At 71.6% G+C, this 19879-nt stretch carries 21 protein-coding genes; 9 read left to right on the top strand and 12 right to left on the bottom strand.

The genetic code is table 11. From position 1 onward, the window contains the following. Positions 1-222: 222 nt before the first annotated feature. The 5 genes from GAS53_RS23995 (at position 223) to GAS53_RS24015 (ending at position 5376) form a co-directional block, all read left to right on the top strand. Positions 223-1215 (top strand): DEDDh family exonuclease, encoded by a 993-nt coding sequence (locus tag GAS53_RS23995; RefSeq protein ID WP_151479768.1) that lies wholly within the window; start codon positions 223-225, stop codon positions 1213-1215. Between the two features lie 345 nt (positions 1216-1560). Then, positions 1561-1794, top strand: coding sequence for a hypothetical protein (locus tag GAS53_RS24000; protein ID WP_151479769.1), 234 nt, complete (start codon positions 1561-1563; stop codon positions 1792-1794). Positions 1795-1875: 81 nt separating this feature from the next. Continuing rightward, positions 1876-2667 (top strand): SURF1 family cytochrome oxidase biogenesis protein, encoded by a 792-nt coding sequence (locus GAS53_RS24005; protein ID WP_192583256.1) that lies wholly within the window; start codon positions 1876-1878, stop codon positions 2665-2667. Between the two features lie 136 nt (positions 2668-2803). Continuing rightward, positions 2804-4615, top strand: coding sequence for a glycoside hydrolase family 15 protein (locus GAS53_RS24010; RefSeq protein WP_151479771.1), 1812 nt, complete (start codon positions 2804-2806; stop codon positions 4613-4615). 5 nt (positions 4616-4620) lie between these two features. Continuing rightward, positions 4621-5376 carry an SDR family oxidoreductase gene (locus GAS53_RS24015; RefSeq protein WP_151479772.1) on the top strand — a complete coding sequence of 252 codons (756 nt, stop codon included), beginning with the start codon at positions 4621-4623 and terminating at the stop codon, positions 5374-5376. Positions 5377-5474: 98 nt separating this feature from the next. On the opposite strand, the gene amaP is transcribed toward GAS53_RS24015, so the two are convergent. From amaP to GAS53_RS24040, 5 genes are read right to left on the bottom strand one after another with little or no spacing between them, the layout of a single operon-like run. After that, positions 5475-6053, bottom strand: a complete 579-nt coding sequence (gene amaP / locus GAS53_RS24020; RefSeq protein WP_225859051.1) for an alkaline shock response membrane anchor protein AmaP — start codon at positions 6051-6053, stop codon at positions 5475-5477. Between the two features lie 4 nt (positions 6054-6057). After that, positions 6058-6732 carry a DUF6286 domain-containing protein gene (locus GAS53_RS24025; protein WP_151479774.1) on the bottom strand — a complete coding sequence of 225 codons (675 nt, stop codon included), beginning with the start codon at positions 6730-6732 and terminating at the stop codon, positions 6058-6060. Continuing rightward, a complete protein-coding gene (locus tag GAS53_RS24030; protein WP_404829277.1) occupies positions 6729-7130 on the bottom strand; it encodes an Asp23/Gls24 family envelope stress response protein in 402 nt (133 codons plus the stop codon). The genes GAS53_RS24025 and GAS53_RS24030 overlap by 4 nt, the downstream gene beginning before the upstream one ends. A 3-nt stretch (positions 7131-7133) precedes the next feature. Then, positions 7134-7328: a hypothetical protein gene (locus GAS53_RS24035; protein ID WP_151479775.1), complete on the bottom strand. Its 195-nt coding sequence runs from the start codon at positions 7326-7328 to the stop codon at positions 7134-7136. A 43-nt stretch (positions 7329-7371) separates the two neighbouring features. Next, positions 7372-7866, bottom strand: coding sequence for an Asp23/Gls24 family envelope stress response protein (locus GAS53_RS24040; RefSeq protein ID WP_151479776.1), 495 nt, complete (start codon positions 7864-7866; stop codon positions 7372-7374). An 86-nt stretch (positions 7867-7952) separates the two neighbouring features. Here GAS53_RS24040 and GAS53_RS24045 point away from each other — a divergent pair, with 86 nt between their 5' ends. Next, positions 7953-8708 carry a nucleopolyhedrovirus P10 family protein gene (locus tag GAS53_RS24045; protein WP_151479777.1) on the top strand — a complete coding sequence of 252 codons (756 nt, stop codon included), beginning with the start codon at positions 7953-7955 and terminating at the stop codon, positions 8706-8708. An 86-nt stretch (positions 8709-8794) separates the two neighbouring features. Here GAS53_RS24045 and GAS53_RS24050 read toward each other — a convergent pair whose 3' ends face one another. From GAS53_RS24050 to GAS53_RS24065, 4 genes are all read right to left on the bottom strand, one after another. After that, positions 8795-9586 (bottom strand): enoyl-CoA hydratase/isomerase family protein, encoded by a 792-nt coding sequence (locus GAS53_RS24050; protein WP_151479778.1) that lies wholly within the window; start codon positions 9584-9586, stop codon positions 8795-8797. Between the two features lie 132 nt (positions 9587-9718). Beyond that, entirely contained in the window at positions 9719-9940 is a 222-nt protein-coding gene (locus GAS53_RS24055; protein WP_006123601.1) for a helix-turn-helix domain-containing protein, read from the bottom strand. A gap of 397 nt (positions 9941-10337) precedes the next feature. After that, complete coding sequence (locus GAS53_RS24060) at positions 10338-11936, bottom strand: ABC-F family ATP-binding cassette domain-containing protein (RefSeq protein WP_151479779.1); 1599 nt, start codon at positions 11934-11936, stop codon at positions 10338-10340. 91 nt (positions 11937-12027) lie between these two features. Further along, entirely contained in the window at positions 12028-12762 is a 735-nt protein-coding gene (locus GAS53_RS24065; RefSeq protein WP_151479780.1) for a PQQ-binding-like beta-propeller repeat protein, read from the bottom strand. Between the two features lie 346 nt (positions 12763-13108). On the opposite strand from GAS53_RS24065, the gene GAS53_RS24075 reads away from it, so the two are divergent. Then, entirely contained in the window at positions 13109-13522 is a 414-nt protein-coding gene (locus GAS53_RS24075; RefSeq protein WP_151479782.1) for a VOC family protein, read from the top strand. Positions 13523-13634: 112 nt separating this feature from the next. On the opposite strand, the gene GAS53_RS24080 is transcribed toward GAS53_RS24075, so the two are convergent. From GAS53_RS24080 to GAS53_RS24090, 3 genes are all read right to left on the bottom strand, one after another. Further along, positions 13635-15062 carry a hypothetical protein gene (locus GAS53_RS24080; RefSeq protein ID WP_192583254.1) on the bottom strand — a complete coding sequence of 476 codons (1428 nt, stop codon included), beginning with the start codon at positions 15060-15062 and terminating at the stop codon, positions 13635-13637. Positions 15063-15244: 182 nt separating this feature from the next. Next, the gene (locus tag GAS53_RS24085) at positions 15245-16381 is read right to left on the bottom strand and encodes an alpha/beta hydrolase family protein (RefSeq protein ID WP_151479783.1); all 1137 of its coding nucleotides are present in this window, start codon (positions 16379-16381) and stop codon (positions 15245-15247) included. A 391-nt stretch (positions 16382-16772) separates the two neighbouring features. Next, complete coding sequence (locus GAS53_RS24090; protein WP_151479784.1) at positions 16773-17480, bottom strand: class II aldolase/adducin family protein; 708 nt, start codon at positions 17478-17480, stop codon at positions 16773-16775. 196 nt (positions 17481-17676) lie between these two features. On the opposite strand from GAS53_RS24090, the gene GAS53_RS24095 reads away from it, so the two are divergent. Beyond that, positions 17677-18417, top strand: a complete 741-nt coding sequence (locus tag GAS53_RS24095; protein ID WP_151479785.1) for a lysozyme — start codon at positions 17677-17679, stop codon at positions 18415-18417. 200 nt (positions 18418-18617) lie between these two features. Further along, a complete protein-coding gene (locus GAS53_RS24100) occupies positions 18618-19859 on the top strand; it encodes an inorganic phosphate transporter (RefSeq protein WP_151479786.1) in 1242 nt (413 codons plus the stop codon). The last annotated feature ends 20 nt before the right edge of the window (positions 19860-19879 follow it).

The following is a 19879-nucleotide window of genomic DNA, read 5'->3' on the forward strand; positions in this document are numbered from 1 at the left end:
CTCCGCGTCGCGTGCTTTCCAGGCGCGCAGCACAGTCGCACCGGACGGGGCAATGGTCCATAGCCGTGCAACCACAAGCCTGCGCCGACACCGACGGACGAACCTGACCGAACCTCCTACGTCACTGATCGCCCGTCACATAACTCCCGCGTCGTACGGCCCGCCCAGGAGGACCGACTCCGGGGACAGGACTGTCAGTCGCGCCCCTTATCCTCAGTGACCATGCTCGAAGACCGTCAGACCGCACCGTCCGCCGCCGCGTGGCCGGCCGCGTATCCGCAGGGATACGCGGTCGTCGACGTGGAGACCACAGGACTGGCCCGCGACGACCGCATAGTGTCCGCCGCGGTCTACCGGTTGGACGCGCGCGGCGAGGTCGAGGACCACTGGTACACGATGGTCAACCCGGAGCGGGACCCGGGACCGGTGTGGATCCACGGTCTGACGAGCGACATGCTCGAAGGGGCGCCCCTCTTCCCGGACATCGCCGAGGAGTTCGCGACCCGGCTCGACGGCCGCGTGCTCGTCGCGCACAACGCGGTGTTCGACTGGTCGATGATCGCGCGGGAGTACGCGCGCGCGGAGCGCGAGGCGCCGGTCCGTCAGCGGCTGTGCACCATCGCGCTGTCCAAGGAGCTGGGCCTGCCGCTGGCCAACCACAAGCTGGAGTCGCTCGCGGCCCACTTCGGCGTCGTACAGCAGCGCGCGCACCACGCGCTGGACGACGCGCGCGTGCTGGCCGAGGCGTTCCGGCCGAGTCTGCGGGCCGCCGCGCGCGGTGGTCTGCGGCTGCCGCTGCTCGAGTGCCGGCCGCTGACGGAGTGGTCGGACCGGTCGGCGCCGCGCATCGGTCGGCAGTCCGGCTCCGGCTCGGGCGGCTACCCGTCCGGGAGTTGGCGCCCGTCGCGCAAGCGGCCCGCCTGCCCGTACCCGAACCCCGGGCGGTACGAACCGGGCAAGCCGCTCAAACAGGGCATGCGTATCGCGTTCTCCGGGGACACCTCGGTCGACCGCGAGCTCCTGGAGGACCGTGCCGTCGAGGCCGGACTGCATGTCGCGACGAGCCTGTCCCGGCTCACCAGCCTCCTCGTGACGAACGACCCCGACTCCGGTACGTCCAAGGTGGTCAAGGCCCGCCAGTTCGGCACGCCGGTCGTGGACGAGGCGGCGTTCGGACAGCTGGTGCGGGATGTGGAGCCGGCGTCGGAGGCGTGAGCGGACGTCCGGGCCTAGGGCCTGTCTGACAATTCCCGTCGTCGCCCGGAGGGCGGCCGCGCGGCGTCAGGTGCGTGCTCTGGGGGTCCCCCCGGCCGGAGGCTGGGGGAGTGCCGGGCGTAGAGCCTCGTACTGGACGTACTTGGGTCTGCGCCTGGTGCGGCGAGTGGGGCACCTCCCACGCCCTTAAAGGCAGTGGGGGAGCGTGCATGGCGTCGCGAGGCAGACGAGAATTGTCAGACAGGCCCTAGGGTGAACGCGGGCATCGGGGCGTACGGGTGATTGGCGGGCGACTCGCCCCGCGACCGCTCGCCCGCGCCGCCCCGGCGGCCCACCCTGTGGCGCATGGCACGTTGTGAGGTCTGCGGAAACGACTACGGCATGACGTTCGAGGTGCACGCGCAGGGCGCGGTGCACGTCTTCGACTGCTTCTCCTGCGCCATCCATCGCATGGCGCCCATCTGCGAGCACTGTCGCGTCCAGATCATCGGCCAGGGAGTCGAGGTCGAGGGCCACTGGTACTGCGGGGCGCACTGCGCCCGCGCGGAGGGGAGGACGGGGATCGTCGACAAGGTCTGAGCCGCTCCGCCGTCCGAGCAACCCCCTCCGAGCCCACCCCCCTCCCGTCCACACCCCATGACCGAGTTGTACGGTCGTGGGGTGTACCGCTTCCTGTTGTCCCGGCAGTGGGTGATCCTCACCCTCATCGCGCTCGCGCTCATCCCGACGATGATCGAGCTGGGCTTCTGGCAGCTGCACCGGCACGAGCAGCGGGTCGCGCTGAACAAGGTGATCTCGGACTCGCTGGCCGCGAAGCCGGTGCCCGCCGAGTCGCTCACCGCGCCGGGCGGCGCGGTCGAGGACGACGACATATACCGCCGGGTCACCGCGAAGGGCACCTTCGACACCGGGCACGAGGTCGTCGTGCGCCGCCGTACCAACTCCGACGACGAGGTCGGCTTCCACGTCCTGACCCCGTTCGTCCTGGACGACGGCCGGGTCCTGATGGTCAACCGCGGCTGGATCCCCGCGAACGGCGTGCAGACCGAGTTCCCGAAGATCCCCGCGCCCGCGAAGGGCGAGACCACCGTCACCGGCCGGCTGATGGCCGACGAGACGACCGCCGACAGCGGTATCAAGGACGTCCGCGGTCTCCCCGACCGCCAGGTCATGCTGATCAACAGCGAGCAGCAGGCGGAGGCGCTCGGCAAGCAGGTCCTCGGCGGCTACATCGAGATGACCGCGCCGGAGCCGAAGGGCGACAGCCCCGAGCTGCTCGCGGAGCCCGACCACAGCAGCATCGGTACCCACATGGCGTACGCGGTCCAGTGGTGGCTGTTCGCAGCGGGCGTCCCGGTGGGCTGGGTGATCCTGGTCCGCCGCGAGCGCCGGGACCGGGCGGAAGCGGCTACCGCGCAGACCGAGCCGGAGACGGAGCCGGCCACCGTCTGAGGACTGCGGTCCTGCGCGGGGAACTGCGCGACCAGCCACAGCCGACCCGCAGCCGAAACACCACCCATCCAGCAAAGGCAGTCGGCGAGACAATCCCCTGGGATTGATCGCCGGATGCCAAGGGAACCCGGCACACGTGCACCCATCCATCGAGGACTACGCACTCATCGGCGACCACCAGACCGCCGCCCTGGTCGGGCGGGACGGGTCGATCGACTGGCTCTGTCTGCCACGGTTCGACTCGGCGGCCTGCTTCGCGAAGCTGCTGGGCGTCGAGGAGAACGGGCACTGGCGGATCGCGCCGAAAGGAGCGGGCGCCTGCACCCGGCGGGCGTACCGGCCCGACTCCCTCGTGCTCGACACCGAGTGGGAGACCGAGGACGGCACGGTACGCGTCACCGACCTGATGCCGCAGCGCGACCGCGCCCCCGACGTCGTACGGATCGTCGAAGGCCTCAAGGGCCGGGTGACCGTGCGCAGCACGCTGCGGCTGCGCTTCGACTACGGCTCGATCGTGCCGTGGATGCGCAAGTCGGACAGCCATCGTGTGGCCGTCGCGGGCCCCGACTCGGTGTGGCTGCGCAGCGAGCCCGGCGTGCGCACCTGGGGCAAGGACTTCGGTACGCACTCGGAGTTCACGGTCGCCGAGGGCGAGCAGGTCGCCTTCGTCCTGACCTGGCACCCCTCGCACGAACCGCGCCCCGCGCTCGTCGACCCGCACGAGGCGCTGGAGTCGAGCCTCGCCGACTGGCAGGCGTGGGCGGCCCGCTGCCGCTACGACGGCCCGCACCGGGACGCGGTCGTCCGCTCCCTGGTCACTCTCAAGGCCCTCACCTACGCGCCGACCGGCGGCATCGTCGCGGCCCCCACGACCTCGCTCCCCGAGGAGATCGGCGGCGTGCGCAACTGGGACTACCGCCACTGCTGGCTGCGCGACTCCACGCTCACCCTGGGCGCGCTGCTCGCGTGCGGCTACCAGGAGGAGGCGGAGGCCTGGCGCGACTGGCTGCTGCGCGCGGCGGCGGGCGACCCGGCGGATCTGCAGATCATGTACGGGCTCGCGGGCGAGCGGCGGATCCCCGAGTACGAGCTGGCGTGGCTGCCCGGTTTCCGCGGCTCGGCGCCGGTCCGGGTCGGCAACGACGCCGTACGGCAGTTGCAGCTCGACGTGTACGGCGAGGTGATCGACTCGCTCGCGCTCGCGCAGCGCGCGGGCCTGCCCTCCAAGCCGCACATGTGGCGGGTGCGCCAGGCCCTGATGGAGTTCCTGCGGTCGAACTGGCGCGAGCCGGACGAGGGGCTGTGGGAAGTACGCGGCCCGCGCCGCCACTTCGTGCACTCGAAGGTGATGACGTGGGTGGCCGCCGACCGCACGGTCCGCACCCTGGAGGAGAACCCCGGCCTGCGCGGCGACGTGGACCGCTGGCGCGCGATGCGTGACGAGGTGCACCGCGAGGTGTGCGAGCGCGGCTACGACCCGGAGCGCAACACCTTCACGCAGTCGTACGGCTCCCGCGAACTGGACGCCGCGCTGCTGCTCATCCCCCGCCTCGGCTTCCTTCCGCCGGACGACCCGAGGGTGGTCGGCACGATCGACGCGGTGCGCGACGAACTCGGCAGCGACGGTTTCCTGCGCCGTTACAGCTCGGACCAGACGGTCATCGACGGACTGCCGGGCCGCGAGGGCACGTTCCTGGTCTGTTCCTTCTGGCTCGCGGACGCGCTGCACATGACGGGACGTACGAAGGAGGCACGCGAGCTGTTCGAGCGCATGGTTGCCCTCCGCAACGACGTGGGGCTGCTGGCCGAGGAGTACGACCCGGCGGCCGGCCACCAACTCGGCAACTTCCCGCAGGCGTTCAGCCACATCGGCCTGGTGGGCACCGCCCTCGCCCTGTTCGACGGGGAGGGGGAGGATGAGAGTCCCGATGAGGAGGGGGCAGGATAGGGACCATGGATCTTGGACTGAAGGACCGTGTCTACGTCGTCACCGGAGCAACGCGCGGCCTGGGCCACGCCTCCGCGCGTGAGCTCGTCGCCGACGGCGCGAAGGTGATCATCACGGGACGCGACGAGAAGACGGTCGCCGAGGCCGCGACGGCGCTCGGCCCGAACGCGCACGGCGTCGCCGTGGCCAACGCCGATCCGGCGGCCCCGGAGACCCTGGTCGCGGCCGCGCGCGAGCAGTTCGGCGGCTTCGACGGCATCCTGATCAGCGTCGGCGGACCGGCGCCCGGCTTCGTCGCCGACAACACGGACGAGCAGTGGCAGTCGGCGTTCGAGTCCGTCTTCCTGGGCGCGGTGCGGCTGGCCCGCGCGGCCGCCGCGGAGCTGGGCGAGGGCGGGGTCATCGGCTTCGTGCTCTCCGGTTCGGTGCACGAGCCGATCCCGGGTCTGACCATCTCCAACGGCCTGCGCCCCGGTCTCGCGGGCTTCGCCAAGTCCCTCTCGGACGAGCTCGGCCCGCGCGGCATCCGCGTGGTCGGCGTGCTTCCGGCCCGTATCGACACGGATCGCGTGCGCGAGCTGGACGGCCTCTCCGCCGATCCGGAGGGCACGCGGGCGGCCAACGAGGTGCGGATTCCGCTTCGTCGGTACGGCACGCCGGAGGAGTTCGGGCGGACGGCCGCGTTCTTGTTGTCTCCGGCCGCGTCTTATCTGACGGGGATCATGGTTCCTGTTGATGGTGGGGCTCGGCACGGGTTCTGAATGGCGGGGTTGGGTTGTTGTGTGTCTGCGGGCCGTGGGGGCTGGTCGCGCAGTTCCCCGCGCCCCTGACGGGGCACGCCCCCCTTTAGGGGCGCGCCCTAACTGACCCGCTCCGCGCGGTGTTTGACCGCGCGGAGGCGCACCTTCGCCGGGAGTGATGCGAGGCCTGCCGAGTCCCTCGCATGGGCCAGTGCCTCCGTGGTCAGGCGGTGGAGGGCGTCTCCGGGGTCGGCGTGTGGCTCCAGCATCAGTTGGACCCGTGCCTCGGGGACGCTGCGCCGCCCGGTGAGCGACGCCTGTGCCCGCGCGACGCCGTCCAACGCGCCCGCCTCGCCGGCCAGTACGCCTTCCAGGGCACGCCCCCGCAGCAGCGCGCCCTCGCCGTCGCCGGTGTCGACGAGCACCTCGGCGAGCCGGCGCCGCCGCAGCACCGCCGTGAGCCACCACAGGGCGAGCAGCACGGCCACGGCGAGTACGGCGATGACGGTGGGCCACCACCAGCCGTCGTCCCGCCACCGCGTCCGGTCCGCGTCGCTGAGCAGCACGTCGTTCCGCCCGTCGTGGATCCACCACGAGGGCGGATTCGCGCCGAGACCGACGGCCAGCACGGAACCGCCGCCCACGACGAGAAGCAGACCCGCGAGGCCCAGCAGGACCCGGTTCACGATCCTCAGCACCGGCTCACCCCTTCCGGCCCGGCCGCGCGACATGCACCGACAGGGCGGGGCGCCGGGCGAGCCCGAGTCCCTTGATGCCGTCGGCGAGCGTGGCGTCCAAGTCGGCGCGTACGTCGTCGAGTTCACGGAAGTGCGACACCGCGCGGACGTCGACCTTCGTACGTCCCACGCGGACCCGCACCGATCGCACGCCGGACACCTCCATGGCCCGGTCGCGCAGCACCATGGCGGCCGCGCCCCGGTGCAGTCCGGCCCGTACGTCGGGGTGGGCGCGCCGCATCGCCAGGACGTCGCGCAGACCGGGTGTCGCGGCGAGGACGAGCAGCCAGACGCCGAGGGCCGTCGCCACTCCGGCGCCGACGAGCACCCAGGTGTCGTCGAGGGGCCGCTCGGCGAGCTCGCGGGCCAGGGACCTGCGCCACTGCATGGCGGGCCGGTCGGCACGCACGGCGGCGACGTCGTACAGCAGGAGGCCCGCGCCGGCCAGGATCAGCAGCGCGAGGATGCCCGCGGGGACACGGCGTGCCGACCAGAAGCGGCCCTCTCCGCCCTCGGTGTCGTCGAGGGTGGGCAGGGGTTTGTAGTCCGCCGCGGAGGCGGACTGGCCGAGTTCGTCCTCGGCCGTCTTCTCGATGACGGGCAGGTGCTGGGTGCTCTCGGAGCCCTGGGGCTCGCTCATTGCGTCCTCCCCTGTGCCGCGCCGCGCGTCTGTGCGGAGTGCAACCGCTCCACCTGGACGGCGACTTCGGGCACTTCCATTCCCGCCAACGTCTCTACCCGCCCCGTGACTTGGCGACGCACGGCACGGCACTGGCCGCCGATGTCGGAGGGGTAGTCGAGTTCGAGGCTGATCCGGACGCGGGCGGTGTCATGGCGCACGATGACGGTGGCGTGCGGGGGCACGGCGTCGGGCGGCAGCACGTCGAGGGCTTCGCGCGCCGCGCGTGCGGCGATCTTCGCGACGACCCGGTCGGCGATCCGGAGCGCGCCGCGATCGGCCGGCGCGACGGCCCGGCCGGGGCTGCCGGGCCGGAGGACCGCGGCGGGCGCTGCGGGGTCGACGGCCTCACCGGACACGCGTCACCGCCGCCGGTCGTCGCGGGTGCCGCGGGTGCGGAAGAAGTCACCGGGGTCCAGGTCCCCCTCGAGGAACCGGCCCACGACGAAGCCGACGGCGCCCAGCGCCGCCACCAGCAGGAAGGCACCGAACCCGCCGAAGTATCCGGCGAAGCCCAGCGCCATTCCGGCGATCATGCCGATCACGGCCATGCTCATCGTGCGCTCCTCAGCAGGTCACTAACGGGTCGCCGATACGACTTCACTGGAGCCGGGTCTCCGACTCCTCTTCCTCTTCTTCCGGCAGCTTTACGTCGCTGACCGCGATGTTGACCTCGACGACCTCGAGTCCCGTCATGCGCTCGACCGCCGCGATGACGTTCTCCCGGACGGCCCGGGCGACATCGGCGATGGACACGCCGTAGTCGACGACGATCTCCAGGTCGAGCGCGGTCTGCACCTCGCCGACCTCGGCCTTCACCCCGCGCGTGACGGACTTCGCGCCGCCGCCGGGGACCCGGTCGCGCACCGCGCCGAACGTCCGCGAGATCCCGCTGCCCATGGCGTGCACGCCGAGGACGTCACGGGCGGCGAGCCCGGCGATCTTCTCGACCACGCCGTCGGCGATGGTGGTACGCCCCCGGGTGGCCGGGTCGCCACCACCGCGCTTGGTCACACCGGTCTTCCTGAGCTGCTGCGGGTCCGGCTGCTCGACCTCGGGGGTCTCCGGCCGCTTCCGCTGCGTCGTGTCGCTCATCGCCGTACATCCCTTTCGGTAGGCCCCTTCGCCCACACTAAGCGGGGTTCCCCGGTCCCGCGCCGTGGATGCGGCACGCTGGAGAAATGACGGCGGATCGATGGACCCAGGCGGTACGGCAGCAGCTCGGCCTCGGCAGACTGGTGCCTCTCGGCGGCCCGCGCGACGGCGCGTGGATCACGGAGCGGGCGGCCGGCTCGGTACTGCGCAGTGCGGCGCGTCACACGCTTGGCGTACGCCTCGGCTCACTGCGCCTCTCACTCACCGATCCGGAGGGCTCGTACGTGGCTGCCGTACCGCCTCCGCCGAGCGCGTTGCCGCCCGGGCCGCTGCGGATCACCGCGGAGTTCGCGGCGACGCTCACGCCGGGCGAGCCCTTGCCGACGACCGCGGCCCACCTGCGCACAGCCCTCGCCGCGGCGGCCAAGGAGCGGCTCGGGCTGACGGTCGCGGAGGTGGACCTCCGGGTGACGGGGTTGCTGGACACCGACGTGGCGGAGCGGGACGAGGACGATGTACGCCCGGACGACCGGCAATCCCCCGCGGAACCGGAGCCGGAGCCGGAGCTGGGCGACGACGAGTCCCGCGTGGCCGCCGCCACGCTGGCCGTCCCGGGCGTCACCCGGCTGACCGGCGCACTCGGCGGCCTGGGCCGCGCGGTACACATCGAGGACCGCGCGAGCGACGACTCCGCGCTCCCGCGCCGCCATGTCCGCGTTGAGATCGAGGTCGGTGCGAGCCGACGCGCCCTGGACGTGACGCGCGCAGTCCGCGAGGCGGCCACCGCAGCGCTCCCCGACCACCCGTCGGTGGCGGTACTGGTCACAGCGGTGAGCAACTGAAGACGGCCCCGCCTTCAGGGGCGCGGGGAACTGCGCGACCAGCCCCCTCAACCTGCACACGACAGACAGGCCGTCGTACGGACCCCTCAGTCGGAAAGCCCCGCAAGATCCCTCAACCGCCGCCCCTGAGCCGCCCGCTCGGCAACCCGCTGATCCGCATACGTACGGTCAACCGCACCCTGCAGCAAGGCCTTCGTCTCGATGAGAGCGTCCCGCGGCGCAGCCAGCAGCGCCCCCGCAAGATCACGTACGGCGCCGTCGAGCTGGTCGACAGGCACGGCCAGGTTGGCGAGCCCGGTCCGCTCGGCCTCCTCGGCCAGCACGAACCGACCCGTCGCACAGATCTCCAGCGCCCGCGCATACCCCACGAGCCCCACCAGCGGATGCGTACCCGTGAGATCGGGCACGAGCCCGAGGCTGGTCTCGCGCATGGCGAACTGCACGTCGTCCGCGACGACGCGCAGGTCACAGGCGAGGGCAAGCTGGAAGCCCGCCCCGATGGCATGCCCCTGCACGGCGGCGATGGACACGATGTCGCTCCGCCGCCACCAGGTGAAACCCTCCTGGTATCCGGCGATGGCCGCGTCGAGCTCGGCGTCGGAGCCGCGCGCGAGATCGATGAAGGACGGCTCGCCGTCGAACCCCTCGGGCGTGAACGCCTGCCGGTCGAGCCCCGCGGAGAAGGACTTGCCTTCCGCGCGCAGCACGACAACACGGACGGTGCCCGGCAGCGACTGCCCCGCCTCGGCCAGCGCCCGCCACAGAGCGGGGCTCTGCGCGTTGCGCTTGGCCGGGTTGGTCAGCGTCACCGTCGCGAGCGCGTCGTCGACGGTGAGCCGTACGCCGTCCTTGTCGAGCAGCGGGTCGAACGAAGCCATGGGGCGCCTCCGATGGGTGCGGTCAGAGCGGGTGCCGTAGGAGCACACCCTTAAGTGACTGCACAGTAACCACCCGGGCGGTCATCCGACCGACCGGGTGGCCACCATCGAGGTACGAGGAGCCGCCCGGCGTCAGGCCGACGCGGCCTTCTTGCCCCGCGTCGCTCCGCCACGCCCACGAAGCGTGACGCCCGACTCACTGAGCATCCGGTGTACGAAGCCATACGAGCGGCCGGTCTCCTCGGCCAGCGCCCGGATGCTCGCACCGGAGTCGTACTTCTTCTTCAGGTCTGCCGCGAGCTTGTCGCGCGCGGCGCCGGTTACCCGGCTGCCCTTCTTCAGAGTCTCGGCCACCCGTGCCTCCTCATGGGAAGTGCGCTCTGGACTTCTCATGATCACCCCTCAAGAGCTTCCTGGCCACCCATTCGGCAAGGTCCGTGGGACAAGCTTTGGGACGCGGAAGCCCGTCACCACGAGCGGAATCCCGCATTCCGCCAGCGCTTGTCCGTACGGCCGAACGGGTTCATCGACGAAGGTCCAGGTCAGCGACGCGCGGCGGCCGGGCCCTTGGGAACGAAGGGCCCGGCCGGGAAATCGATGTAGGACACACCTCGGTACGAGGAGATCTCACACAGATGATGGATCACGGATCGGCCGAATGATCCATACGCAGTGGATCAGTCTTTCGATCAAGCGCCGCTGACCGACGCTCCGGGCGTACGCGGGGCTCGGGCGCGGGCGGCGGGGCGGCTCAGGCGAGGGCCACCAGGTCCGCGTAGTCGGCGCCCCACAGGTCCTCGACACCGTCGGGCAGGAGGATGATCCGCTCGGGCTGGAGTGCCTCGACGGCGCCCTCGTCGTGGGTGACGAGGACGACGGCGCCCTTGTAGGTGCGCAGGGCGCCGAGGATCTCCTCGCGGCTGGCGGGGTCGAGGTTGTTCGTCGGCTCGTCGAGGAGGAGCACGTTCGCGGACGACACCACGAGGGTGGCGAGCGCGAGACGGGTCTTCTCGCCGCCGGAGAGGACTCCGGCCGGCTTGTCCACGTCGTCGCCGGAGAACAGGAACGAGCCGAGCGTCTTGCGAACCTGGACCAGGTCCAGGTCGGGGGCCGCGGAGCGCATGTTCTCCAGAACCGTGCGCTCGGGGTCGAGGGTCTCGTGCTCCTGCGCGTAGTAGCCGAGCTTGAGGCCGTGGCCCTCTATGACCTGGCCGGTGTCGGGCTTCTCGGCGCCGCCGAGGAGCCGGAGCAGGGTCGTCTTGCCGGCGCCGTTCAGACCGAGGATGACGACGCGCGAACCCTTGTCGATGGCCAGGTCGACGTCGGTGAAGATCTCCAGCGAGCCGTACGACTTCGACAGGCCCTCGGCCATCAGCGGGGTCTTGCCGCAGGGGGACGGCTCGGGGAAGCGCAGCTTGGCGACCTTGTCGGACTTCCGCTCGGCCTCGAGGCCCGCGAGGAGCTTGTCCGCGCGCTTGGCCATGTTCTGGGCGGCGACGGTCTTGGTGGCCTTGGCGCGCATCTTGTCGGCCTGCGAGTGGAGCGCCGAGGCTTTCTTCTCGGCGTTCTGCCGCTCGCGCTTGCGGCGCTTCTCGTCGGCCTCGCGCTGCTGCTGGTAGAGCTTCCAGCCCATGTTGTAGACGTCGATCTGGGCGCGGTTGGCGTCCAGATAGAACACCTTGTTGACGACCGTCTCGACCAGGTCGACGTCGTGGGAGATCACGATGAAGCCGCCGCGGTAGGTCTTCAGGTAGTCGCGCAGCCAGACGATCGAGTCGGCGTCGAGGTGGTTCGTCGGCTCGTCGAGGAGCAGGGTGTCCGCGTCCGAGAAGAGGATGCGGGCCAGCTCGATACGGCGGCGCTGACCACCGGAGAGCGTATGGAGGGGCTGGCCGAGCACCCGGTCGGGGAGGTTGAGCGCGGCGGCGATGGTGGCGGCCTCGGCCTCGGCGGCGTACCCGCCCTTGGTGAGGAACTCGGTCTCCTGGCGCTCGTACTGCCTGAGTGCCTTCTCGCGGGTGGCGCCCGAGCCGTTCGCGATGCGCTGTTCGTTCTCGCGCATCTTGCGGATCAGGGTGTCGAGGCCGCGGGCGGAGAGGATGCGGTCGCCGGCGAGCTGGTCGAGGTCGCCGGTGCGCGGGTCCTGCGGGAGGTAACCGACCTCGCCGGAGCGGGCGACGGTGCCCCCGGCGGGGATGCCCTCGCCTGCGAGGACCTTGGTGAGCGTGGTCTTTCCCGCTCCATTGCGGCCTACCAGGCCGATGCGGTCGCCCTTGGTGATACGGAAGGTGGCGGACTCGATGAGGATGCGGGCGCCGGCGCGCAGCTCGATACCGGAGGCGGAAATCACGGACAGACTCCTGGGCAGGGTCGATGACGGAGTGGGCGGCTGAGGTCGTTCACGCCGTCTAATGCGCGAGGAGAATGGCCATGGGCCAAGTCTAACGGGGCGGTGCAACCACTTTTCCTGTGTGCGGGTGTTCGGGACTGTGACGCTCATTGCCCAGCGGGGTGCGGTGCGGGGTGATCCTGCCGAGGTCGTCCACGGCGATGAGCTGGGCGGTCCAGGCACTTTCCGGGCAGGGCTGCGCGACCAGAAGCACCGTTCCGTGACGCATCCCACGCGCGGGTTCGAAGGCGCAGCCCCTTCGGGCGGGCAGCACCCAGCGCAGGTCGCCGTCCGCGATGCGGTACGCGGTGATGCGCTCCGGGGTGACGACGGCGAGCATGCCCCGGTCGAGGGCCCGCAGAACTCCGGCGCCGCCGTGGGCCGCGAGCAGGCCGGCCGCGTCGGGGAGGGCCCGGTGCCAGCGGACGGCGCCGCGGGCGGTGTCGGTGACCAGTCCGTCGTCCCAGAGCGTGATCGCCTCCCCGCGCGCGGGGAGCACGGTGAGCGGGCGACGGCCCTCGCGCGCGTGGGTCCAGCGGAGCTCGCCGGTCCGTCCGTCGTACGCCTCGACGGTCGCCCCGTGCGTACGCAGCCGGGGTGCCGTCGCGTGCTCGGGTGCCGTCGCGTGCTCCACACGCGCGTGGGCGGTGAAGTGGTCTCCGTAGGGAGTGGGCCGCACCTGGTGGGCGGCGGCGAGGAGCGATGCGGCCAGGAGGAGGCCGAGGGCGGTGCGGAGGAGGCGGGAGCCGGTGGCGGGGGTCTCCGGAGCCGCGGTCTCAGGGGCCATGGCTTCAGGGGCTGTGGCGTCAAGTGCCGTGGCTTCAACAGCCGTGCCTTCCAGGGCCGCCGGAGTGGCCGGTCTCTCCTCCGTCGCCTCGCCCGGCAGAACGACCACTGCGCCCCCTTCGGTAACCACGGCCCACAGCCCACGGAACAGGCGCAGAGCGTAGCCACGCCGGGCGGGTCCGGCCGTGACTGCCGTCGTGACACGGCGGGCGGGTGGCGGGGTGTCCCCCGTTCGGAGGTCCGCCCGGAGCCGGCTGGGCAGGGCGTTGTCAGTGCCGGGTGCAAGACTGTGGAGCAGGTCACATTCAGGCGATGTTCCGACAAGGGGACAAAAAGGAGTGATCCGCATGGCAGGCACGGACGGCGGGCGCCCGAGCATCTACCCGACGCTGCTGTACGCGGACGCGAAGGCCGCGATCAAGCAGCTCACGGAGGCGTTCGGCTTCACCGAGGCGTCGGTGTACGAGGGCGAGGACGGCAAGGTCCTGCACGCGGAGCTGGTGCAGGGCAACGGCGCGGTGATGCTCGGTTCCAAGGGCACCGGCGGCCGCTTCGACGAGGCGATGAAGGGCTCTACGCACACCGGGGTGTACATCGTCGTGGACGACATCGACGCACACCACCAGCAAGCCGTCGACCACGGCGCGGAGATCCTGATGCCCCCGACGGACCAGGACTACGGTTCGCGGGACTACATGGCCCGGGACATCGAGGGCAACATCTGGAGCTTCGGTACGTACGCCCCCGAGATAACGGCGTGACGCCCGGCCCCGCCCCGGCCCCGTAAGGGGCGCGGGGAACTGCGCGACCAGCCACGGCCGACCCGCAGCCGAACCACCGCATTCGCCGTTTCCCCGCCTTCTCGCGGAGCGACTAGCTGCCTCCGGTGTGCACCTGGAAGGCGGCGCGGCGTACGGCCTTGGCGAGGGCCGGGTCGGGGTGGGCGGCGGCGAGCGCGACCAGGACCTGCACGGTGCGGGGGTGGCCGACCGCGCGTACCTCGTCGAGGAGCGCGGGGACGGTCGCCTGCAAGGCGGACTCCAAGTGGCGTACGAGGAGCGGGGCTTCGCCGTGGTCGGCGACGGCCGCGGCGGTGTCCACCCAGAGCCAGGTAGCCTCCTCGCGGGTGAGCACCTCGTGGGCGTCCTCGGGGTCGTGCCCGTCGTGCTCGGCGAGCCACAGCAGGGCGTACGGGCGCAGATAGGTCTCGTCGGCCACGGCGCGGACGTCCGGCTCGGCGGGGGCGCCGACGACGCGCAGGGCCTCGAAGGCGAGCCCGCGCAGGAGGGCGTCCTCGCCCCGGGCGGCGTCGAGGAGTTCGGTGACGGCGCTGCCGACGGGGCGGGCGGCGAGCCAGGCTCGGTACTCGGCGCGTGCCGCGTTGGGCCGCAGCTGGGCGCAGCCGCGGAGCATGTCCTCGGCGCCCTGCTCGATGTTCCCGGCGGGGCTCTGTGCGGCGACGCAGATCTGCTCCAGCTTGACCCAGACGGCCCAGCTGCCGAGCGGGGTGAGCGTGGCCTGGCCGTCGGCGCAGGTGAGTGCGCCCACGGCGGCGAGGGCGTGCAGGGCCCAGTCGAGGAGAGGGGCCAGCGGGGTGTCCTCGGCAGGGTCCTCCACGGGCTCCAGCTGCGGGCCGTAGGGGATTTCGCAGCGCTCGGTGCGCAGTTCGGTGACGCGTTGTTCGAGCAGGTCGAGGAGTTGCGGGACCGGGACGGGTCCTGCGGACAGCTGGAGGAAGGAGAGGACCTGCGGCATCGCGGAGACGACCTCGGCGACGGCGGCGGGCTCACGCCCGTCGGGTCCGGGGTGGCCGATGGACCAGGCGTCGAAGAGGGCGACCCAGCCGCGCAGTACGGCGCTGTCGTCGCGGTTCCAGGCGCGCAGCCGCCAGCCGGGGCGCGCGATGCCGCCGTGCACCTCGACGAGTCCCGCGAGACGTGCGGTGTCCCAGTCCGCGCGGGCCTGAGCCGGGGTCAGGGCCAGGTCCGTGGCCGCCCGTTGGGCGGTCGCGTCGGAGAGCGTGCCCTTGCCCTCGGAGCTGCCGTCGTGGTTGCCGTCGGAAGCCGCGCCGTCGCGGGCCCGGCCGGGGCTCAGGGCGGCGTCGGCCCAGCGGGCGACGCGGGCCGCGCCGGCGAGTACGGAGCGCGCCATGCGTGCGAGTTCCGCGGGCGCCGGTGTGCCCTCCGGCGGGCGGGGTGCGGGTCGGCGCGTGGGCCTCTGGGTCATCGCTCGGGGGGCGGCGGCCAGGGTTCGCGGGCGGACGAGTCGGAGCCTGGAGTCGCGCGGGATACGGGACGTCACGGGGGCAGTCTTCCGGTTGACGGTCCGAAAACCCAAACGGAATGTCACGCGGGGCGACAGAGGTGGCCAACGCACCGGGTCCCACGGCGCTCCTGGGGCGCGAACGGTCAGCTGGTACAGGGTTAAACGGAAGCTCTCGAGCCGGGTGGAAAAGAAGCCCGGACACCAGGGTGGGGAGGTGGCTACATCAGCGGGGTGAGGAAGCGGCGAAGGGCTTCCTCGTAGCCCGCCGGGTCGGCGTTCCACATGGCGCCGTGCGGGGCGCCCCGGACGGTGTGCAGCGTGACGAGGTCGGGGCGGCGGTCGGCCAGGCGGCGTGAGAGTGCCCATGGGGCGACCGCGTCGTCGGGACCGTGCAGGACGAGGACCGGCACCTTGAGCCGATCGGGGTCGGCGGCGCCCTGGATGCGGTCGCCGTGCAGGCCCGTACGGCCCTGGGCGGCGCGGACGGCCAGCGGCAGCAGGGCGCCCGGGGTGCGCCGGGCCGTGGCGAGGGCGCGCAGCGTGGTCTCCCAGCTGAGGACGGGCGAGTCCAGGACGAGGCCGGAGATCCGGTCGCGCAGCGCGGAGTGCGCGGCGGCGCGCAGGGCCATGGTGGCGCCGGTGGACCAGCCGTGCAGGACGACCCGCTCGGCGCCGTAGCGCACGGCGTAGCGGATGGCCGCGTCCAGGTCGCGCCATTCGGTTTCGCCGAGGTGGTTCAGGCCGTCGGGTGGGCGGGGCGCTCCGAGGTCTCCGCGGTAGGCGAGGTCGAGGACGGGGAACTGGTGGCCGTGCAGGAACTCCATGACGTTCATGGGGTGTTCGCGCGTGGTGCCGAGGCCGTGCACGGTGATCACCCAGGTGTCGCGGGCGGCGGGCACGAACCAGGCGGGCAGGGCGCCGAGTTCGCCGGGGACGTCCACGTCGGCGTGGTCGAGGCCGAGGGCGGTGCTCGGGTTGCCGATGTGCACGCCGGGGGTGAACCACACCTTGTCGCCGGGTCCCAGGGTGCCGTGGGTGACGCGTTCCAGGCGGCGTACGACGGTGTCGGCGGAGTGCGGGGCGGCGTTCAGGAGCGGGCCGACGACCGCGTGGCTGCCGTTGCCGCTCAGGCCGTACACGCCGGGGCGCTGGGAGGCCAGGGCGCGGGTCAGGGTGATGCGGCCCGCTGCCGTGGCGTGCACGGTGAGGCGGGGTTCGGTGGGCAGCGGTTTGCCCGGCGGCGCCTTGAGCGCGGCGTCGCTGGCGAAGCGGCCCGCCGCCACGGTGGCGGCGACGGTGGCTGCGCCGGCTATGGCGACGGTGACGGCTGCGGCCGTCGGTTTCACAGTGCGCACGGGTCCAGTCTCCTGACGGAGCCCGTTGTCGGCCAGTGGAGCGGGGCGGGGGTGTTCGGTACGGCTCGGCGTCGTCTGTGGCTGCAGGAGATGGGGGAAACGGTGGGTTCGGCACCGCCGGAACGGTGCGTGTCGGCTGAGCGCCGTTGCGGCGGGGATCAGACGCCGGCGTCAGCAAAGAGGCCTGGAGCGAGGAAGGGTCACTGTCGCAGGTCGGCGAGGAAGGTCGCCATCGCAGATCGGCGAGGGAGAGCCACCGCCGAGATCAGCGCGGGAACGTCGCCGCCGAGGTCAGAGCGGGAAGGTCACTGTCGAGGTCAGAGCGGGAAGGACAGCGCGGGAAGACAGCGCGGGAAGGTCGCCGTCGACCGTACAGCCGCTCCCCGCCGGGCTACGGCTGGCCGTATCCCCTCAGCCGCACCCCGACCTCCGCCACCTGCTCCTCCGTCAGCAACGTAGGCGTGTACCCCGGAACCGACGAGGCCGTCAGCCAGACCCGGCACATCCATTCCAGTTGGGCCGTGCGGTCGTAGGCCTGGGAGAGGGTGGGTCCGTATGTGAGGGTGCCGTGGTTCTGGAGGAGACAGGCTGTGCGGTCGCGAAGGGCACGGAGCATGTTCTCGGCCAACTTTTCCGTGCCGTAGGTGGCGTAGGGGGCCACGCGGACGGGGCCGCCGAGCGCGGCGGCCATGTAGTGGATGAGCGGGAGCTCGGTGACGAGGGTCGAGACGGCCGTGGCGTGCACGGCGTGGGTGTGGACGACGGCGCGCGCGTCGGTGGCGCGGTAGACCGCGAGATGCATGGGCAGTTCGCTGGTCGGAACGAGCGAACCGAGTACCCGCCGCCCGTCGAGGGAGACCCCGCAGAGGTCCTCGGGCGTCAGCCGGTCGTACGGGACTCCGGTCGGTGTGACCAGGACGGTGTCCCCGACGCGCACCGACACGTTGCCCGACGTGCCGACGACCAGACCCTCGGCCACCGTGCGGCGGGCCGTCGCCACGAGGTCGTCCCACGCCCGCTCCAGCGCCTCCCGTGCCGGGGGCGCGCCCCGCTCCCCCGTGTCCCGTCCGTCTCCCGTGTCCCGCCGCTGCTCAGCCATGCCGCGATCCTGCCAGCCGGGTACCCCAACCTCCGCGTGGGCGGGGCACTTTAGGGCGGAAGCCGCTCGTCCGAAAGGGCGCAGACGGGCACGAATCGGCCGCCGGGAGCGAATGACCGGCATACGACGGGCTTTCAAGGATCTTCCAGTAGCCTCTGGGGGATTTGTCATGCGCGTCGCCATTCCGGGGGGAAATATGGCTCGTGATCGCAAACCGTCCCGTCAGCGTGCCCGACTCGTCGCGGCCTCCGTGGCGACGCTGGCGCTTGGTGGCACCGCTCTCGCCGAGGTGCCGGCCTCGGCGGCCGCCAAGCCCAAGGGTCACGACGTGTCCTCGCACCAGAAGAACGTCAACTGGTCGAGCACGAAGAGCAAAGGCGCCAAGTTCGTCTACGTGAAGGCGACCGAGTCGCACACGTATCGCAATCCGTACTACAACCAGCAGTACAACGGCGCGCGCAACGCGGGCATCATCCGCGGGGCGTACCACTTCGCGCTGCCGCACAAGTCGTCGGGGACGACCCAGGCCGCGTATTTCGTACGCAACGGAGGCGGCTGGCGGTCGGACGGCTGGACGCTGCCGCCCGCGCTGGACATCGAGTACAACCCATACGGCAAGAAGAAGTGCTACGGCCTGAGCAAGGGCAAGATGGTCAGCTGGATCAAGGCCTTCAGCAACGAGGTGAAGCGGCAGACCGGCCGTCGCCCGGTGATCTACACCAACTACAACTGGTGGAAGATGTGCACCGGCAACAGCTCCGCCTTCGCCTCGAACCATCCGCTGTGGCTGGCCCGCTACAGCTCGTCGGCGGGGTCACTGCCGTCGGGCTGGAGGTTCTGGACGATCTGGCAGTACGACAACGGCGGCAGCCTGCCGGGTGACCAGAATCTCTTCAACGGATCCCAGGCTCAGCTCAGGAAGTTCGCGAAGGGCTAGCGCAGCCGCACGCAGCACGCACAAGAGGTGGCGGAACCCGACATTCCGCCTGCGTTCGAACGACCGCGCCGCCACTCCGGCACCCCCGGAATGGCGGCGCTTTGTTGCGAGACACCCCACAGCCTGCTTCAGTTCATCTTCCGTTCACTCAGGTTGCCTACGGTCCACGAGCCAATGACGTCCAACAGAAGCTCGGGTAAATGGAAAACTTCTCGCTGATCCTCGCGATTGTGGTGATCACCGCACTCGCGTTCGATTTCACGAACGGTTTCCACGACACCGCCAACGCGATGGCCACCACCATCTCGACCGGTGCACTCAAGCCCAAGGTCGCGGTGGCCATGTCCGCCGTCCTGAACCTTGTCGGCGCTTTCCTCTCCGTGGAGGTCGCCAACACGATCTCCAAGGGGCTGGTGAACGAGGACGGCATACAACCCGAGGTGATCTTCGCGGCGCTCGTCGGCGCCATCCTCTGGAATCTGCTGACCTGGCTCGTCGGACTCCCGTCCAGTTCCTCGCACGCCCTGATGGGCGGCCTGATCGGCGCCACCGTCGCCTCGGCCGGGCTGGGCGCCGTCCACGGCGACGTGCTCGTCACCAAGGTCCTGATCCCCGCCATAGCCGCTCCGATCGTGGCGGGTCTCGCCGCGATGCTGGCCACCCGGCTGACGTACAGGCTCGGCAAGCACACCGGCGAGAAGTCCTCCGCGAAGGGCTACCGCGCCGGACAGATCGCCTCCGCCGGCCTGGTCTCCCTCGCCCACGGCACCAACGACGCGCAGAAGACCATGGGCATCATCACCCTGGCCCTGGTGACCGGCGGCGCCATCGCCCCGGCTTCCGACCCGCCGGTCTGGGTCATCCTCTCCGCCGGTCTGGCCATCGCGCTCGGCACCTACCTCGGCGGCTGGCGCATCATCCGCACGATGGGCAAGGGCCTGACCGACCTCCAGCCGCAGCAGGGCTTCGCCGCCCAGACCAGCGCGGCCACGGTCATCCTGGCCTCCTCGCACATCGGCTTCTCCCTCTCGACCACCCACTCCGTCTCCGGCGCCGTGATGGGCGCGGGCCTCGGCCGCAAGGGCGGCGTGGTCCGCTGGTCCACCGCCACCCGGATGTTCGTCGCCTGGGGTCTGACCCTGCCGGCGGCGGCTCTGGTGGCCGCGCTCGCCGAGTATCTGACCTCCTTCGGCAGCTGGGGCACGGGCGTCGTCGCCGTCTTCCTGGTCGCCTCCAGCGCCGCGATCTGGCTGGCCTCCCGCCGCCAGGTGGTCGACCACACCAACGTCAACGACGCCGAGGAGCCCGCGGGCGTGGTGACCACCGCCATGGCCGTCGTCACACCGCCCCCGGCGGGCGTCACCGACGACCTCGTGGCCGCCGCCCCGACTCCCGCCCCCGAGGTTCCGACGGACCAGCCGACGACGTCGGCCACGGTCTGACCACACCGGAAGAAGCAACA

It is taken from the genome of Streptomyces albicerus (assembly GCF_008905045.1).
Taxonomy (GTDB): domain Bacteria; phylum Actinomycetota; class Actinomycetes; order Streptomycetales; family Streptomycetaceae; genus Streptomyces; species Streptomyces albicerus.

Bases quoted from the DNA above. Each gene is read 5' to 3' on its own strand.
- GAS53_RS23995 (WP_151479768.1), top strand. From the start codon at position 223: ATGCTCGAAGACCGTCAGACCGCACCGTCCGCCGCCGCGTGGCCGGCC.
- GAS53_RS24050 (WP_151479778.1), bottom strand. From the start codon at position 9,586: ATGGCTTCGTTCGACCCGCTGCTCGACAAGGACGGCGTACGGCTCACC.
- GAS53_RS24015 (WP_151479772.1), top strand. From the start codon at position 4,621: ATGGATCTTGGACTGAAGGACCGTGTCTACGTCGTCACCGGAGCAACG.
- GAS53_RS24100 (WP_151479786.1), top strand. From the start codon at position 18,618: ATGGAAAACTTCTCGCTGATCCTCGCGATTGTGGTGATCACCGCACTC.
- GAS53_RS24090 (WP_151479784.1), bottom strand. From the start codon at position 17,480: ATGGCTGAGCAGCGGCGGGACACGGGAGACGGACGGGACACGGGGGAG.
- GAS53_RS24075 (WP_151479782.1), top strand. From the start codon at position 13,109: ATGGCAGGCACGGACGGCGGGCGCCCGAGCATCTACCCGACGCTGCTG.
- GAS53_RS24095 (WP_151479785.1), top strand. From the start codon at position 17,677: ATGGCTCGTGATCGCAAACCGTCCCGTCAGCGTGCCCGACTCGTCGCG.
- GAS53_RS24040 (WP_151479776.1), bottom strand. From the start codon at position 7,866: ATGAGCGACACGACGCAGCGGAAGCGGCCGGAGACCCCCGAGGTCGAG.
- GAS53_RS24045 (WP_151479777.1), top strand. From the start codon at position 7,953: ATGACGGCGGATCGATGGACCCAGGCGGTACGGCAGCAGCTCGGCCTC.
- GAS53_RS24000 (WP_151479769.1), top strand. From the start codon at position 1,561: ATGGCACGTTGTGAGGTCTGCGGAAACGACTACGGCATGACGTTCGAG.
- GAS53_RS24025 (WP_151479774.1), bottom strand. From the start codon at position 6,732: ATGAGCGAGCCCCAGGGCTCCGAGAGCACCCAGCACCTGCCCGTCATC.
- GAS53_RS24035 (WP_151479775.1), bottom strand. From the start codon at position 7,328: ATGAGCATGGCCGTGATCGGCATGATCGCCGGAATGGCGCTGGGCTTC.
- GAS53_RS24065 (WP_151479780.1), bottom strand. From the start codon at position 12,762: ATGGCCCCTGAGACCGCGGCTCCGGAGACCCCCGCCACCGGCTCCCGC.